This window comes from Aeromonas popoffii (genome assembly GCF_000820025.1).
Lineage (GTDB): Bacteria > Pseudomonadota > Gammaproteobacteria > Enterobacterales > Aeromonadaceae > Aeromonas > Aeromonas popoffii.
This window is the reverse complement of record NZ_CDBI01000079.1, coordinates 201734-217469: the sequence shown is the minus strand read 5'-3', so window position 1 is coordinate 217469 and position 15736 is coordinate 201734. Positions and strand designations below refer to the sequence as shown.

The window sequence follows — 15736 nt, the reverse complement described above, 5'->3', positions numbered from 1 at the left end:
ATGAACATTAACCGAGGCATATCTGAATGTTCAGTTTTATTCGCAGACCTAGCACGCCGCAACCACTGTCGCTGTTTGAGGCGATCATTCCGGTCGCTTGTCTGGTTATCTTGGTTGCCTTGTCTTATTTTTTATTTGGTGATGCTGGTGCCGGTGGCCCTAACCAAGTTGCGCTGGTTACCGCGACGATGATTGCGGTGTTTATCGGTTGGCGTCGAGGACACACGCTTGAGGCGCTGGGTAAAGCCGCGACTGATAGCGTGTCCACTGGCATTGGTGCGATCTTTATTTTGTTCGCGGTCGGCGGCCTGATTGGCACTTGGGCACTCAGTGGCACGCTGGTGGCTATGGTTTATTACGGATTACAGCTACTTAATCCAGATTACTTCTTCGTAACCGCGTGCGTGATCAGTGCCATCGTTTCGGCCAGCATTGGTAGCTCTTGGACAGTGGTCGGCACCATCGGTGTCGGTTTTATGGGGATAGCCCTGAGCATGGGCTTGAATCCGGCGATAGCGGCGGGCGCGGTGATCTCGGGTGCTTACTTTGGCGATAAGTCGTCGCCACTCTCGGACTCGGCCAATCTCTCCGCAGCCGCTGCTGGTGTCGATTTGTATCAGCATATCCGTGAGACACTGCTGACCTCGCTAATGGCCTTGTTGCTCTCGTTAGTGTTTTTCTTTATGTGGGGTGAGCCAGGAGATTTCGACGCCGCAGATAAAATTGCTGCGATTCAAAACTCATTCCAGCCACAGTTGGTGATGTTTGTGCCGCTAGTGTTGGTGATTTTGTTGGCATTGTTCCGCTTTCCGCCCTTTACCGCTATTTTCCTTGGCTCGATTGCCGGTGGTCTACTCGCGGCGGTTATGGCCCCGGAGCGGGTGCTGGCTTTTGCCGCTGCCAACGAGGGAATTCCGCAGTGGCTGGCGTTATTGGAAGGCGTCTGGCGGGCCTTGGCCAATGGCTATACCTCAACCTCGGGCTTTGCTCCGATGGACATGCTGGCATCGCGTGGCGGTATGGGCAGCATGCTCAATACCATCTGGCTGATTATCAGCGCCTTAGCGTTTGGTGGGGTAGTTGAGAAGGTCGGGGTGCTTGAGCGGCTAATCACCCCGATTATTCAGAAAGCTAAGTCGGACGGTGCTTTGGTTGCCTCGCTGGCAACCTCAATTGTGGCCACTAATATCGTCACCGCCGACCAATACATCGCCATTGTGCTGCCGGGGCGGATGTTTAAATCGGCCTTTGCCAAGCGTGGCCTGGCCCCTGTGGTGCTATCGAGGGCGGTCGGCGATACCGCGACGCCAACCTCGGCGTTGATCCCTTGGAACAGTTGCGGCGCCTATATGGCGGCCACTTTGGGGGTAACGACTTGGAGCTACGCACCCTATGCGGTGTTCTGTTTTATCAGCCCGTTACTGACTATCGCAGTGGCTTACGCAGGATTTCGTATGTTGCGTTTGCCAAGCAAGGCTGTGCGGCCAACAAGCTGAATGGCTCGTGCGCTGGCCATGCACGACAACTGGCGGAGTCCACATCACCACCATGACAGATATCGCCAGCAGCCGAAAACCGGCCTAACCAAGTGTCCGGATTTAGTTAACCACTACAGTCAGAATTCGACTGCTGTTGATACTTTTTCGGTAGTTACTTGCCTTGGTGCGAGTTTTTAAGGCGCGCAGGATGGTGTTAATGCCAATGTGAGGACGCAGGCTGTGTCACGGACACCTGAGCCGTTGAAGGCCATCTCGACAATCTTCTCTTTGACACCTGGTTTATGAGCTTCATAGGTGTAAGTGAGCTGAAAAACGTGGGGACAGGCAGGGCAACGAGGACAGTAGACGATGATGGATACCATGAAGAACTGAGTCTCAAAAGCATCACCATATCTTATCAACCGATCGAAAGCATGGGCTGACATAGCATATCCATGCCAAACCCTCGGCAGGCGTGGGCTTGAAGGGAATAAATGGCGGAGAGACAGGGATTCGAACCCTGGGTGGTATTGCTACCACAATTGATTTCGAGTCAATCCCGTTCGGCCACTCCGGCATCTCTCCGCAAGGCTTCATTCTTACCGAACCCGGTCTGGTAAATCAACCAGAATCTCTTTAAAGATCAAATAACTGCCTATAAAACAGGCAAGCAACACTGTTTCTACCGTGGGGCCTGCACGTGGTATTTCGACGGCGCTTTGGCCTCAGCGCACCGGGTCCAGTCCCTTAGACAGCTTGGTAAGTGTGATGACTCCCCCACAACAGGCCTGTTTGTGGGTGACAGGTTGCGGTATTTTCCATCACGGACAGCGTTCAGCCAAGGTTATCTGGCACTGTATTAAAAAAGGGGGGATGTCGTTAAAAGGGCCATTTTCTGAGACAAGACTCCCCTGTAACCCTTGTGGGACGGGCTGGTAATCGGGAGTGGATTGGTTGACAATTTCATCTCTTTTTTCAGGGCTGGCAGTGATCGGCCCTCACGCTATTTGACAGGAAGTACCATGTTCAATGCACGAATCGTCTCACTGCTGCTAATGACAGCGAGCCTCTGGAGCGCGCCAACCTGGGCTACGACCTATACCTTGCCACCGGCTGGCAGCCGCTTGATTGGCGAGCTGGAGGACTACATAGTCCAGCCGGGTGAGCACCTTGAACTGATCGGCAAGCACACCCAGATTGGTTTTTTGGCACTGCTCGAGGCAAATCCCGGGGTTGATCCCTATTTGCCCAAGACAGGCACTCGCTTGACCCTGCCGACCCAGATGTTGCTGCCGGATGTGCCAAGAGAGGGGATAGTCATCAACCTGCCCGAACTGCGTCTCTACTACTTCCCCAAGGGGAAAAATGAGGTGATCGTTTTGCCCATCGGCATCGGCGACATAGGACGGGAAACCCCTGAGATGACCACGACGGTGATCGCCAAGAACCCCAACCCGACTTGGGTACCCGGCCCCATGGTGCGCAAATCCTGGCTGGAGCAGAAGGGCATCACCCTGCCCGCGGTCGTGCCGCCAGGCCCGGACAATCCCCTCGGCAAGTTTGCCATGCGCCTGGGTTACGGCAAGCAGGACTACCTCATTCATGGCACTAACAAGGAGTTTGGCGTCGGGCTGAGGGTCAGTGCAGGCTGCATTCGCCTGCGCCCCGATGATATCGAGGCCCTGTTCAAGATAGTCCCCCTCGGCACCCAGGTACGGGTGATCAACCAGCCGGTCAAGACGGCCCGCGAGCCCGATGGCCGCCACTGGCTGGAGGTCCACTCCCCCCTCTCTCGCACTGAACTGGAGCTGGAGCAGGGTGCCCCCCTGATCCTCTCAGCCGAGGTGGAAACCTTTATCGCCATGCCCGAGATCGACGGTGACAAGGTCGCTGCCGTGCTGAACAATAAAAACGGCGTTCCACGCCCCGTCAGCGGTTAACGGCAACCCTGTGTTCATGAAGGATTTTCCATGAAATACCGCGTCTGGTTCTTGCTCGCCATCTTGCTCAGCCCGATGGCGCTGGCCGACATCCTCTGGATGGACAACGGTGACCGGCTGACCGGCACCATAGAGGAGATCACGGATGAACAGGTGCGCATAGCACTGCCCTACAGTTCACCGGTGACGGTCAAGCGCGAGGCGGTCAAACGCTGGCGTATCGAGAAGCAGGACAAGCCAAAACCGACGGTGAAGACCGGCATTACCCTGCGCGCTCTTACCACGCAGGATGACAAGCGCGCCTGGCTGTGGACCGGCAGCAGCGATCTGAACGTGAGGCTAAGGCACAATGAGAAGCAGACCAACAACGTCAACCTGAAGGCCGAGACAGAGGTTGCCAATCTCGACTGGCGATACAGCCTGAATGGGGAGTACATCTACGAAACGGCCAACAACGTCACCAACAAACATGAGTATCAACTCAAGCCCATGCTGGACTTCTTCTTTGACCAGCACTGGTTCGTGCGCTCTTCCATCGACTATGACTATCAGATGCTCGACGCTAACTACCTGAACCTGAGTTATGCCTCGGGCCCGGGTTATAGGTTCTGGAACGACAAGAAACGGCGCCTTGAGCTCATCACCCAGGTCGGTCTGGAGCGCACATATCTCAGACCTGCGGCCTACGATGAGTCCATCATCGCCGACATCTTTGATGACAGGATCATCAACTATCCCCTCCTCAATTTGGGCTGGGATTACCGACAGCCGGTCATCTTGTGGTCAGAAAGCATAGAGATATTCAGCAAGGTGGGCTACAAGCGCTACCTGGCCCAGCCCTCTCCTTATGTAACCAAGGAGCAATCCATTCAGGGGAGTCTGGGGCTGCGTTACTACTTCAACGATCACTTGCGCCTCTCCTGGTCAAGCGAGTTGGACTGGGAGGATACCCGGTCGGATTACCAAGATATTCACCCACAGCTGGCAGGTCTGGCAGGTAAGGAGTGGCGCCATCTGATAAGCCTGGGGGCCAGCTTCTAGACATCAGGGCAAGCCATTCCTGAACAAGGATCTGTGCCACTGACAAGCACCATAACGCCAGAAATAAAACAGGCTCACCTGGGTGAGCCTGTTTTATTTCAATACGATTCATGCCACCGGGCGACAACCATCACGACATCAGAAGTAGATCCGGGTGACAGATTCAATGACACAGCCGGGACGACGAATGCCTTCGATCTCGACCTTGATCTCCTTGAGCAGCTCAAGCCCCCCCTTGATGGGAGTCACTCGCAGCAATTTGGTGCGTGCGCGGATATTGCTGTCCACCTTGATAGGATACGGAAAACGCACCTGGTCCAGCCCGAAGTTCACCACCATGCGAGCATCCGGAAACTCGGGCGTCGCCTCGTTGATGCTGCCCGTCAACCGTGGCAGCAGCGCCAGGGTCAGAAAGCCATGGGCTATGGTGGTCTTGAACGGCGACTCGGCAGCGGCACGTTCAGGGTTGGTATGGATCCACTGGTTGTCGCCGGTCACGGCGGCAAATGCATTGATCATCTGCTGACTCACCAGCAACCATTCACCCACGTGGGTCTCAGCGCCTATGCTGGGCTGCAGAGTGGCAAACAGGGCAGCCGCCTCACCATTAAGCTCAACTGCCGGCTCATCCGCCTGCTGGGGCTGGCCGTTGGCAACCTGTGCCACGCCCGCTTGCCGCAGCACGGACTGACTGTCAGCATGCAGGTCCAGCACACGACCCAGCAGAGGGTGAAGGTGTGCCTTTTGCTGAAACTCACGCCAGTAGTCTCGGATCGCCGGAGAGAGCCAATCCTTGAGCTCAAAGGGGTGCTGCGCCAGAATTTCACGCTTGCGCTTCAGAAAATCGACAACTTTCATCTACCGATCCCTATTCGATTCAAAGCCTGTAAAGAGGTCTAACCAGTCCCATTTTATGAAAGTTTCAACAGCAAGTGCAAAAAAATCTCAGCGTACAGCTGTACCACGAGCAGAAGTGGTCACTAACCTGTTGGCTGCAAGCCTGATGGTACAAGGAGAAAAACGATTGCCATGGCCAGCGTCAAGCGGCCATGATCCCCGCACAAACAGGGGCCGAAACCGGGGGAATGCCATCTGAGAGCCTATGTCGATACCTTGCTTGGCCCGTCAGGCGTCGTCATGCGGTGCCGGTTGCCACCATTGCTTACAGGTGGCCTCATCCAGAAAACACCAGGCCAGGATCCTGCTCACCTTGTTGCCCTGCGCCATGTCGATCACCCGCACCTGACGAGCACCGACCTGGGCCAGCGCCTTCTTCGCAGCCGGCAAGTTCTCCTTCTTCGACACCAGCGAGCTGAACCAGAGACACTGGCTGGCGAACTCCTTGCTCTGGGCAATCATGGTGGCGAGAAACGCGGCCTCCCCCCCTTCGCACCAGAGCTCGGCCTTCTGGCCGCCGAAATTGAGCACAGGACCCCCCTTAACGGCTTTGCCTAGGTTGCGCAGCTTGCGCTCGCTGCCCTTGCTCGCCTCATCGAGCGAGCCATGGAACGGCGGGTTGCACAGGGTCAGGGCGAAGCGCTCCTGCGGGCTTATGATGCCGTGAAAAACATGTTTGGCATTGCCCTGATGGCGGCACTCGACCTGTCCACCCAGCCCGTTGCTCTTGGCCAGCAGGTTCGCCGCCTTGACCGAGACAGGATCGATATCCGACCCGACGAAGCGCCAGCCATATTCGCGCGCCCCCAGCAGCGGGTAGATGCAGTTCGCCCCCACCCCAATATCCAGCACTCGTACCCCCTTGCCGGTCGGTACGCGTCCCGCACTCTCGGCCAGCAGATCCGCCACCCGATGCAGATAGTCCACCCGCCCCGGGATCGGTGGGCAAAGATAACCCGCAGGCAGATCCCAGTGCTGAATACCGTAGTGCAGTGCCAGCAAGGCCTTGTTCAGCGCCTTGACGGCGGCAGGATCAGCAAAATCCAGGGTCTGGGTACCGTGCTCATTGACGAATACCAAGGGTCGCAACTCGGGGGTACGCTGGCAGAGCGCATCGAAATCATAGGGAGCCTGATGGCGATTGCGTGGATGCAATCCGGATTTACGGTGGGAGGGGGTCTTCATGCTGGGCCTGCCGAGGGAAAACGGGCCCACACTATAGTGATTTGGCCCCGGAAAGTCTAAATCACAGCCACAAAAAACCGGGCTTCAGGTGCCCGGTTCAAGTGAGGTTGGAAAAACAGTCCGTACTGCGAGCCGCTTGTCCAGCCTGACTCAGATGTCGATCCGGCGTGCTTGCCAGAACTTGCTGCGCCAATAGGAGCTATTCAGCTTGGAGCGCGTCACTCCGGCACGGGTCGAGGCGTGGATGAATTCACCATTGCCTACGTAGATACCGACATGATTGAGACGACGATTGATCTTGAAGAACACCAAGTCCCCTTCGACCAGATCTTGCTTGGAAACACGAGTCCCTTCATGGACTTGGGAGCGAGTGTCACGGGGTAATTCGACACCGACGGCATTGCGGAACACTTCACGGGCAAAGGCGGAGCAATCTATGCCTCGCTGGCTGCTGCCCCCCATACGGTAAGGCACACCACGCCACTCTTTATATACTGTCAGGATTTCATTCACATCGGGTGTTTGCGAAGCTTCCGGTTCAATAATGGGTTCCATCATGGAAACTTCAATCTTGCTCGCGACCTCGGGCTGGGGTGCCGAAGCACAACCCACCATTCCGAGCGCGACCAGCAGCAGTATCAGGTGGCGCAATCCTTTATCCCCGCAAAAATAGTAAAACTTGTTAAAATACGGCCCCAAAGGGCAATTTATAAGGCAACAGCACTTGACTATATCCAAGAATCCTATTGAGGCAAGCGAAAATCCCAATCGAGATCACATTTTTGCAAGTAAATGCATTATTTACCGTGATTAATGTGAGCATGCCCAAACAATATACAATATCGAAAGCGACCGTCCTTGCTCGATTAAACTGACTCTTATCGCTGTTTCGTCCCTCTTTTAAAGTGAAAAATTATGATCGCTGTGGATCTCTACTTGTTAAAACCGGCAAATGTCAGCGTCGACCAGTTGGCTCTGCTGCCGGACGCACTCTCCCCGATAGAGCGGCAACAGTGGCAGGGGATCCACCACCAAGGACGCCGCCAGGAGTTCCTGGTCAGCCGAGTGCTGCTCAGGTGGCTGCTGGCCGATCGCCTGCAGTGCCAGGCCAGCGAGCTGCTGTTTTGCACCAACCCCCACGGCAAACCCGAGCTGAGCGACCAGCGCTGGCAGTTCAACCTCAGCCACAGTGGCGACTGGCTGGTGATCGCACTCTGTGCCAAGGGGCCACTTGGGGTAGATGTAGAGTTGGGCCAGCGTCGCCGCCAAACCCTGCCACTGGCCAGACGCTTCTATGCAACCAGCGAGTACGAGTGGCTCGCCGCCCTGCCGGCTGAAGAACAGGAAAGCGCCTTCTATCGGCTCTGGTCACGCAAGGAGGCGGTGTTGAAGGCCCATGGTGCCGGCATTGCCGCCGGGCTCGACAAGATATGCTTTGTGCCGCAGCAGGAGTGGCGGCTCGATAACAGGCTCGATGAACACGATTACCAGGTACAGGATTGGCCCCTTGGCGGCGGCTGGCTCAGCCTCGCCGCCCCGACCCTGGCCGTCAACGGCTGGCTGCTGGACGACAACTTGAAATCCGCCCCTATCAACCCCATGTTAACTCACACCATTTTCCAAGAGACAGCCTCATGATCGTCGACATCAATCCCCAGAACTTCCAAGCCGCACTGATCGATGCTTCCATGAAAAAGCCGGTCGTCATCTATTTCCACGCCCCCCAAATGCCCGAGTGCCAGGGCATGACCACGCTGGTGGAGTCACTGGTTGGCCCGGCCAACCCCCAGGTGACCCTGGCCAGGGTCGACATGAACGATCCGCAGCTGCAACCGCTGGCCAGCCAGCTTGGTCTGCGTGCCCTGCCTGCACTGGTACTCTTCCATCAGGGTCGCCCGGACGAGCAGGCTATTCTGGAAGGGCCGCAGGACGAAGCAACCCTGCGCCACTATTTTGCCGCCTTCGCTCCCAAGGAGGAGGAACTGCTGTTCGAGCAGGCGCAGCAGGCTCTGGCTGACGGTCAGGCGGATGTGGCCTATGCCCATCTCACCAAGGCTCACCAGCTGGCCCCAGAGCGCCACGACATCAGCCTGTGGCTCATTCAGGCGGCGCTGGATCTCAATCTGCTAGACGAAGCGCAGGAGCGACTCGGCAAGATCCCCATGATCGCGCAGGATGACCACTATCAGACTCTGAGCTCCCGACTGGCGCTGGCACTGCAGGCCGCAGACAGCCCGGAACTGCGGGCACTGGAGGCACGTTACGAGCAGGATCCTGACAATTTCCCCCTGACCCAGGAGCTGGCGGTGCAATACAACCAGGCGGGTCGACAGGAAGAGGCACTGACCTTACTGTTCACCATCCTCAAGCACGACCTGGCTTTTGGCGATGCCAAGAAGACCTATCTCGACATTCTGACCACCATGGGCGCCCATCCGGCGGCACAGAACTACCGTCGCAAGCTCTACAGCCTGCTCTACTGAATGATCACATGATGAAAAACGGGGGGATGCCGAGGGATCGGCATTGCCTTGGCAAGGCTAGAAAGTTGTGACTCAATGCGGGGAATTGACGAATTTCAGGCAAAAAAAATGGCGCATAAATGCGCCATTTTTTCGCATGGATTACTTCTTGTAGGAAGTAGCCATGTTGTCGATGCGCTGGTTAGCACGCATAGCTTCTTGCTTGGCTTCTGCAACATCAGCAGCGATCTTGGATTGATCAGCACGAACTGCGCTAACATCTTGAGCCAGTTGGTCAACTTTGTTAGACAGATTCTGAACGGAGGTTTCCAGTTCGCTGGTGTTTGCACAACCGCCCAGCAGAGCGGACAGACCAACAACACCTACCAACAACAATTTTTTCATTTTTAAAAGCTCCCTTTAACTCGCCAGACGTTTAGCAAGCGGCGTGATTATGGCACAAAAGAATCATACTTTGGATAGGCCCCATCACAGATAAATGCATTAAAACCCTCATTTTTTTTTAGCCGCACACTTTATGCGCAAACTTTAAGCAAAAATGAGTGCCTCTGGATGAGGTTCGCACAAAGCGTAACCAAATTTTGGGCTTATTACAATTTCGTATGAGGCTCAAGCTGAACGTTCTGACAACAATTGACGATATTGCACCAGATCTTCGATGGTCAGCACAGGCATCTGATGCAGGCGACCGAAAGCAACCAGGTCTGGCAGACGAGCCATGGACCCATCTTCCTTGGTCAGTTCACACAAGACCCCAAAGGGTTTGAGGCCGGCCAGCTGCATCAGGTCAACCGTGGCTTCGGTATGACCACGGCGTGTCAGTACACCACCGGTACGAGCCCGCAGTGGGAAGACATGGCCAGGGCAATGCAGATCGGACGGTTTGGCACCATCGGCGATAGCCGCACGAATGGTAGTGACGCGATCGGCCGCAGAGACGCCCGTGGTCACCCCTTGTGCAGCCTCTATGGTGACGGTGAAGGCGGTCTGATAGTGGCTGGAGTTCGCCTCCACCATCATGGGCAACTCAAGCTGACGAACGCGCTCGTCGGTCAGACAGAGGCAGACAATGCCGGAGCACTCCCGGATCATCATGGCCATCTGTTCATTGGTCATGGATTGGGCGGCGAAGATGAGGTCGCCTTCGTTCTCCCGATCTTCATCGTCGGCTACCAATACGCCACGACCGGCCCGCAGAGCCGCCAACGCCGCTTCGACGCGAGCAAGGGGATCACCAAATTCACTGAGTAGAGACTGATTCATGGTAAGACTCCTAAAACAAGACAAGGACCAGAATCAGGGCATGGAAAGGCAGACAGAGATAGGTATGCAGCGGCCAGCCCAACGGGGCCATGCCTGCAATATCTGTCTTATCCTCTTTCATCCGGACTATGACCGTCGGCTCCGGCATCTCACCGGATCTGCTGACCCCGACCCTGGTTACAAGGTCGGGCGCTCGCGGGCTCCCCGAGTCAGATCGGGATACCGCCGGTGGGGAATTTCACCCCGCCCTGAGAATAAGCGCAGATAGCCTAAAGAAAAAAAACGCCGGATACCAGCCCAAAACCCATCAAGAATGAATGTGGACCCGACCAACACCCACAGCCAACGACTTGGCTCACGCACGCACGGCGCACTGTCTTTTCTGATTTTGTTTATGGCATAGTGCCTGAAAAAACGCGCAGCCTGCGCAGACTCAGGCGCCAATACCACAAACGGAATCATGACAGAGATGGAAAAGAAAATACTGCTGACGGACTGTCCGGACGCCAAGGGCCTCATCGCAAAGATCACCAACATCTGCTATAAGCACCAGCTCAACATCAACAAGAACGACGAGTTCGTGGATAACGAAAACGGCCGCTTCTTCATGCGCACCGAGCTGGAGGGGCGTTTCAACGACGAAACCCTGCTGGCGGATCTGGATGATGCCCTGCCCACCGGTGCTCAGCGCCGCCTGGTCAAGGCGGGCAAGAAGCGCATCGTCATCCTGGTGACCAAAGAGACTCACTGCCTCGGCGATATTCTGATGAAGAACTACGCCGGTGCACTGGACATGGACATAGTGGCGGTGATCGGCAACTACGATACCCTCGCCGAACTGACCGGCAAGTTCGACATCCCGTTCCACACCGTCAGCCACGAGGATCTGAGCCGCACCGAGCACGAAGAGCAAGTACGCGCCATCATCGACGGCTATCAGCCCGACTACGTGATCCTGGCCAAGTACATGCGGGTGCTGACGCCGAGCTTCGTCGAGGCCTATCCGCGCAAGATCCTCAACATCCATCACTCCTTCCTGCCGGCTTTCATCGGTGCCCGCCCTTACCGCCAGGCGTTCGAGCGCGGAGTCAAGCTGATCGGCGCCACCGCCCACTTCGTCACTGACGATCTGGATGAGGGCCCCATCGTCGAGCAGGACGTGATCCATGTCGGCCACGCCTTCAGTGCCGACGACATGGCCAAGGCCGGTCGCGACGTGGAGAAATCCGTGCTGAGCCGCGCACTGGAGCTGGTGCTCAACGAGCGGGTGTTCGTCTACGGCAACAAGACGGTGGTGTTCAAGTAACCCACCTCTGGCACCACGCCAGAAACAACAAAGGCTCCTGCGGGAGCCTTTGTTGTTTCTGCACTGCCTTTTCTTGCACTCGGCTTACAGCGGCAGACCATTGATGGTCATGACACCCTTGTCGAGCTTCAGCTCGGCAGTCAGCTGGGCGTTGTCCGCCTTGAGATAGCCCATGGCAGTAAGCTGTTCCAGCATGGGAGCCAGTTGCGGTACCGCCTTGCCCAGCTTGCCGCTGAGGTTGGCATGCAGCAGACCGGACAGGGCATGCATCCCCTCTTCACTGTTGAACAGCTGCTCCAGCGAGGTGGCCGCCAGCGTGACGTCCCCCTTCATGGCGACGGGCTCGCCGTTGAGCTGAGCGCCCAACTCCACCAGCTCCAGAGTCGCGCCGCGCTTGAGCAACTTGTCCAGCGCCTGCTGAATGGCTTGATCTTCCACCCCTTGGCCGCTCACGGCCTGCAGCGCCTGATAGCCTTCCAGATCCAGTCCTTTGAGATTCAGGGCCAGCTTGCTCTGGGTCAGCGCCAGGTTGTCGGTCTCGTTCTCCAGATTGAGGGTGTTCAGCTTCACCCGATAGCTGCTGGAGAGGGTCTGGGCATCGTCCCCTGCCAGCTGGGTTTCCGTGGTCAGCCCCTGCAGTGACACCTTGACGCTGTCAGGCAGTTGCACCGACAGCGCGGAGAGAGACATGTTACTGCGGGGAGAGAGCCAGATGCCGCTGATTTCGGCCATGTCGGCACTGCCCTTAAGCTCGGCCAGCACCATGTCCATCTTGCTCTGCTCTTCGTGCAGCGTCATGCCCTGCCAGTGGAAGGTGACGTGACCATTGCCTTCCAAATCACCGTGGTAGTCGCCCTTCATGGGCAGGAAACTGAACTCGTCGAGCCCCTGCTTGACCTTGAATTCGTTGGCCCAGAAGCGACTGCTGTTGCTGGCGGTCCACAGGCTACTGACCGACTCTATGCCAAATTGCCACTGCTCCAGCTTGAGCGAGCTGAACACCGGGGCCAGCGAGCCCTGTGTGGTATCAAGCAACATGTGGCTCTTGATATAGAGCGGCAGGATACGGCTGTTGACGATGAACTGCGCCCCGACCGGCTCGCTCCCTTCCAGCTGACCATCCAGGTGGGCCAGGGTCTCCGGCGTGACCACCACCTTCAGCACGCCATCGCGGGTGAACAGGTTGCTGGCGCCGGGCAGCCAGGTCAGCTCGATGCCGCTCTCCTGCTTCACCTTGGCAATCTGCTCGGCCATGATGCGATCGAACGTATTGCCCGTGTACCAGCAGGCACCCAATCCACCGACTACCAGGGCCGCACCGACGGCCAGCGCTACTCGCTTCTTCATCTTTATATGATTCTCCAAAGGCTCATTGCCGCACTCTACGGGGCCATATCGGGGCTAGGCAAGTCCAATTCGGCCTCGGCCGCAAATATGTGCTGTCACAGCAAGGGACTGAACAGATAAAAGATGTTCTCCATCACCTTCTTGTACCAGGGGCGGGCGCGCCACTTGGCCAGCGACATGGGGGTCGCCTCTATCATGTAGCCCTGTACCAGCTGGGTCATCTCGGCGACAAAAACCGGGTTGTCGATGAGCAGGGTCACCTCGAAGTTGAGCCAGAGGCTACGCCTATCCAGATTCACTGTGCCCACCAGGGCGAAGTCGTCATCCACCAGCACGCTCTTGGTGTGTAGCAGCCCGGCATCGTAGCGGTAGACCTCGACCCCGGCCTCCAGCAGCTCTTCCATGAAGGCGTTGCAGGCATGATTGGCCATCAGGGAGTCGTTGCGCGCCGGCAACACCAGTTGCACCTTCACCCCGCGCGCCGCCGCCGAGGAGAGCGCCGCCGCCAGCGGATCGTCCGGCACGAAATAGGGGGTGGTCAGCACCAGATGGTGACGGGCCTGATAGATGGCCAGCAGCAGGCTCTGCTGGATGCAGTCGCCGCCGACGAAGGGACCTGACGGAATGAGCTGGGCCCGGTAGTTGCTCTGGGGCCAGGCCTCGGGCTCGTGCTGCAGGCTGTCGAGCAGCCGCTCGCCGGTCTCCATCTCCCAGTCCCAGACGAAGATGGACCACATCAGCGGCACCATGGGCCCCTGCACCCGGATCATGATGTCTACCCACTGGCCGACCCCGGCGTTCTGCTTGAAGAAGCGGGGATCCACCATGTTCATGGAACCGGTGTAACTCACTCTGTCGTCGATCACCACCAGCTTGCGGTGCATGCGCAGATCCTGGCGCTGGAACGGGATGCGCCAGGCGCCGACCGGCAGCGCCTCCACCAGCTTGACTCCCGCCTTGCGCAACTTCTTCGGCCAGGGCGAGCGGAAGAAGGCCTTGCTGCCCATGGAATCGAGCAGCAGACGACAATCCACGCCGCGCGCCGCCACTTCCATCAGCGCCTCGCACACTTCGTCAACATCGCCACCCGGGTGCCAGATGTAGAACTCCAGATAGCAGGACTGGGAGGATTGACGGATGTCGCGCACTATCTCGCACAAAATGGATTCCGGCTTGCTCAGCAGCGTCATCCGGTTGCCGGAGAGCATGGGCATCGACAGCCTGCTCTGGATCAGATCGTGCAGCGGTTGGGCCTTGCTGCCCACCTCGCAGCAGTGTTGGGGGAAGAGGCGGGCCAGCTGGCGGATCCAGATGGCGTAAGGGCGGTACATGGCCTGAGCCCGTTCGGCGCGGCGGCGGCCAAGACGGATCTCGCCAAACAGCACGTAGAAACCGACCCCGGCAAACGGGATGGCATAGATAAGCGCCAGCCAGGCCAGCGAGACGCCGATGGGGCGCCGTTTCATCACCACCCGCAGGGAAACCCCCGCCACAATCACGGTGTGAAATAGCAGCAGCAACCCGCCGAGGAACTGGGAAAACAGCAGCTGGATGTCGTGCTCCAAGCCATTGATCAAGAGAACTCCTTGTACACCAGAGTGGCCGCGGTGGGCAGATCCCACGGGGCCAGGATGGTATGCTGTAAAACACACCCATTCTATCAGGTCGTTAGCATGATCCTGCAATCTATGCTGCTGAGTCTGGCCATGCTAGGCCAAGGCTCATATGACATCAATGAGCAACAGATAAACCAGTACCTGCAATCCCAGGTACAAGTGAACAAACAGCTGGAGCTGCCCGGTATCATCAAGGCCCATGTGCAGCTCGAGCAGAGCGACGTCCAGATTGGGCGCCAGAGCCCGGATACCGCCCGTGTCTATGGCAAGGGCAAGCTGAAAATCACCCTGCCGGATCAGACCGAATACGACGCGCGCCTGAACATGACCTACGAGGCCAGGCCGCGCTATGACAAGGCCCAGAGCGCACTCTTCCTCGACAACATGAAGTTGATTGAGTACAAGCTGGAACCGGAGGCGGCGCAGCAGAAGTTCGGCTTCATGCTGGGCATGCTGCTGCAGAGCATGGAGAAACGGCTGGAGACCCAACCTGTCTATCGCCTCAACGACAAGGACACGAACCAGGCCTGGTTGAAAGAGAATCTGCTGGGGATTGAGCTGTCACCAGGCAAAATTCACCTGCTAACCAACCCCAAATGAGCCTTTAGTTGTAGGCGGGGGCCTGGGCCTGACGCACCAGCAGCTCGATCTGGTAACCCTGTTCGCGCTGCTGGTCATAGAGGGAGAAGAGCGGGCCATCCAGCTCGTGCAGGGGTAGGTCGGTAAAACCGGCCTTGAGGTAAAACGGCTTCTCGAACGGCAATGCCTGGCACACCACCGGCTTGTCCAGCAGATCGTTGCAGGCGTGCTGCAACAGACGGGAGCCCAGTCCCAACGACTGGTAATGGGGCAGCAAGCGAAAGCCGCACAGGTGGTAGTAATCCTCTTCGTCGCGCAGACGCACGACGCCCACCAGCCAGTTAGCGTCGCGCACCACGAAGATACGCTCGGCCAGATCCGGCACGTAATGGGAGAAAGTGGTTTCGTAGTAGTCCCTGATTAGGGAAAGATCCGCATCACAGTACTCTTCAAACGTGATCGCCATCGCCCGCTTGCTTATCACACCCGTTCCATCCTTGGACACTCGGCCCAGTCCTCAATATTCAGTTGCAGTTCGGAGAGAGATCCGACCAGATTAACCGGCAAGATATCACGCCATTTAATAACAAAACAGCCAATA

At 57.3% G+C, this 15736-nt stretch carries 15 protein-coding genes, 1 tRNA gene, 1 pseudogene and 1 riboswitch; of the genes and pseudogenes, 7 read left to right on the top strand and 10 right to left on the bottom strand.

The window, feature by feature from the left end:
* Nucleotides 1–26: 26 nt before the first annotated feature.
* Nucleotides 27–1496 (top strand): Na+/H+ antiporter NhaC, encoded by a 1470-nt coding sequence (gene nhaC / locus BN1129_RS17715; RefSeq protein WP_042038314.1) that lies wholly within the window; start codon nucleotides 27–29, stop codon nucleotides 1494–1496.
* A 131-nt stretch (nucleotides 1497–1627) separates the two neighbouring features.
* Here the strand turns inward: nhaC and BN1129_RS22760 are convergent.
* Both BN1129_RS22760 and BN1129_RS17710 read right to left on the bottom strand, forming a co-directional pair.
* Nucleotides 1628–1861: pseudogene (locus BN1129_RS22760) on the bottom strand (IS1-like element transposase); the annotation flags it as partial.
* Nucleotides 1862–1973: 112 nt separating this feature from the next.
* Nucleotides 1974–2063, bottom strand: a tRNA-Ser gene (locus BN1129_RS17710).
* Nucleotides 2064–2500: 437 nt separating this feature from the next.
* Between BN1129_RS17710 and BN1129_RS17705 the strand changes: the two genes are divergently transcribed.
* Nucleotides 2501–3418, top strand: coding sequence for a L,D-transpeptidase family protein (locus tag BN1129_RS17705; RefSeq protein WP_042038313.1), 918 nt, complete (start codon nucleotides 2501–2503; stop codon nucleotides 3416–3418).
* Nucleotides 3419–3448: 30 nt separating this feature from the next.
* Nucleotides 3449–4459, top strand: coding sequence for a DUF481 domain-containing protein (locus tag BN1129_RS17700; RefSeq protein ID WP_042038310.1), 1011 nt, complete (start codon nucleotides 3449–3451; stop codon nucleotides 4457–4459).
* 138 nt (nucleotides 4460–4597) lie between these two features.
* On the opposite strand, the gene BN1129_RS17695 is transcribed toward BN1129_RS17700, so the two are convergent.
* The 3 genes from BN1129_RS17695 to BN1129_RS17685 form a co-directional block, all read right to left on the bottom strand.
* Entirely contained in the window at nucleotides 4598–5317 is a 720-nt protein-coding gene (locus BN1129_RS17695; RefSeq protein ID WP_042038309.1) for a MaoC family dehydratase, read from the bottom strand.
* 267 nt (nucleotides 5318–5584) lie between these two features.
* Nucleotides 5585–6541 (bottom strand): 23S rRNA (adenine(1618)-N(6))-methyltransferase RlmF, encoded by a 957-nt coding sequence (gene rlmF / locus BN1129_RS17690; protein ID WP_042038308.1) that lies wholly within the window; start codon nucleotides 6539–6541, stop codon nucleotides 5585–5587.
* Between the two features lie 150 nt (nucleotides 6542–6691).
* Nucleotides 6692–7156 (bottom strand): C40 family peptidase, encoded by a 465-nt coding sequence (locus BN1129_RS17685; protein WP_042038374.1) that lies wholly within the window; start codon nucleotides 7154–7156, stop codon nucleotides 6692–6694.
* Nucleotides 7157–7456: 300 nt separating this feature from the next.
* On the opposite strand from BN1129_RS17685, the gene BN1129_RS17680 reads away from it, so the two are divergent.
* Both BN1129_RS17680 and BN1129_RS17675 read left to right on the top strand, forming a co-directional pair.
* The gene (locus BN1129_RS17680; protein ID WP_042038307.1) at nucleotides 7457–8179 is read left to right on the top strand and encodes a 4'-phosphopantetheinyl transferase family protein; all 723 of its coding nucleotides are present in this window, start codon (nucleotides 7457–7459) and stop codon (nucleotides 8177–8179) included.
* Nucleotides 8176–9024: a tetratricopeptide repeat protein gene (locus BN1129_RS17675; RefSeq protein ID WP_042038305.1), complete on the top strand. Its 849-nt coding sequence runs from the start codon at nucleotides 8176–8178 to the stop codon at nucleotides 9022–9024. The genes BN1129_RS17680 and BN1129_RS17675 overlap by 4 nt, the downstream gene beginning before the upstream one ends.
* Nucleotides 9025–9165: 141 nt before the next feature.
* Here BN1129_RS17675 and BN1129_RS17670 read toward each other — a convergent pair whose 3' ends face one another.
* Entirely contained in the window at nucleotides 9166–9408 is a 243-nt protein-coding gene (locus BN1129_RS17670; protein ID WP_005334342.1) for an Lpp/OprI family alanine-zipper lipoprotein, read from the bottom strand.
* Between the two features lie 225 nt (nucleotides 9409–9633).
* Nucleotides 9634–10287 carry a 3,4-dihydroxy-2-butanone-4-phosphate synthase gene (ribB, locus tag BN1129_RS17665; protein ID WP_042038304.1) on the bottom strand — a complete coding sequence of 218 codons (654 nt, stop codon included), beginning with the start codon at nucleotides 10285–10287 and terminating at the stop codon, nucleotides 9634–9636.
* A 105-nt stretch (nucleotides 10288–10392) separates the two neighbouring features.
* A riboswitch (FMN riboswitch) is annotated at nucleotides 10393–10547 on the bottom strand.
* Between the two features lie 209 nt (nucleotides 10548–10756).
* Between ribB and purU the strand changes: the two genes are divergently transcribed.
* On the top strand, nucleotides 10757–11593 hold the full coding sequence (purU, locus tag BN1129_RS17660) for a formyltetrahydrofolate deformylase (RefSeq protein ID WP_042038302.1): 837 nt from the start codon (nucleotides 10757–10759) through the stop codon (nucleotides 11591–11593).
* 84 nt (nucleotides 11594–11677) lie between these two features.
* Here the strand turns inward: purU and BN1129_RS17655 are convergent, their stop codons facing one another.
* Both BN1129_RS17655 and cls read right to left on the bottom strand, forming a co-directional pair.
* Nucleotides 11678–12940, bottom strand: coding sequence for a DUF945 family protein (locus BN1129_RS17655; RefSeq protein WP_042038300.1), 1263 nt, complete (start codon nucleotides 12938–12940; stop codon nucleotides 11678–11680).
* 95 nt (nucleotides 12941–13035) lie between these two features.
* Nucleotides 13036–14517: a cardiolipin synthase gene (gene cls / locus BN1129_RS17650; RefSeq protein WP_042038298.1), complete on the bottom strand. Its 1482-nt coding sequence runs from the start codon at nucleotides 14515–14517 to the stop codon at nucleotides 13036–13038.
* Nucleotides 14518–14613: 96 nt separating this feature from the next.
* Between cls and BN1129_RS17645 the strand changes: the two genes are divergently transcribed.
* Entirely contained in the window at nucleotides 14614–15156 is a 543-nt protein-coding gene (locus BN1129_RS17645; RefSeq protein ID WP_042038296.1) for a YceB family lipoprotein, read from the top strand.
* 4 nt (nucleotides 15157–15160) lie between these two features.
* Here the strand turns inward: BN1129_RS17645 and BN1129_RS17640 are convergent, their stop codons facing one another.
* Nucleotides 15161–15601: a GNAT family N-acetyltransferase gene (locus BN1129_RS17640; protein ID WP_042038295.1), complete on the bottom strand. Its 441-nt coding sequence runs from the start codon at nucleotides 15599–15601 to the stop codon at nucleotides 15161–15163.
* Between the last annotated feature and the right edge of the window lie 135 nt (nucleotides 15602–15736).